At 52.8% G+C, this 305-nt stretch carries 1 pseudogene; it reads left to right on the top strand.

The annotated features are described in order from the left end of the window. Nucleotides 1-305, top strand: a pseudogene (locus SB660_RS19690) (class I SAM-dependent RNA methyltransferase); the annotation flags it as partial.

Genomic DNA, 305 nt, shown 5'->3' with positions numbered 1-305 from the left:
AACTGGACGCCTGACCGTCCGTTCGTCGATCCGTTCTGCGGTTCCGGCACGATCGCCATCGAAGCCGCTTTAATCGGGCAAAACATTGCTCCGGGTTTTAACCGTGATTTTGCTTCAGAAGACTGGGAATGGATCGGAAAAGAACTGTGGGACAAGGCGCGCCTTGAAGTGGAAGAAAAGGCGAACTATGATCAGCCGCTGCAGATTTTTGCCAGTGACGTGGATCACCGGATGGTAAACATCGCCAAAGAAAACGCAGAAGAAGCGGGACTTGGGGACCTGATCGAATGCAAGCAGATGCGAGT

Source organism: Bacillus sp. SIMBA_005 (assembly GCF_046535585.1).
Classification (GTDB): Bacteria; Bacillota; Bacilli; order Bacillales; family Bacillaceae; genus Bacillus; species Bacillus pumilus.
This window is presented reverse-complemented; position numbering and strand designations above follow the sequence as displayed.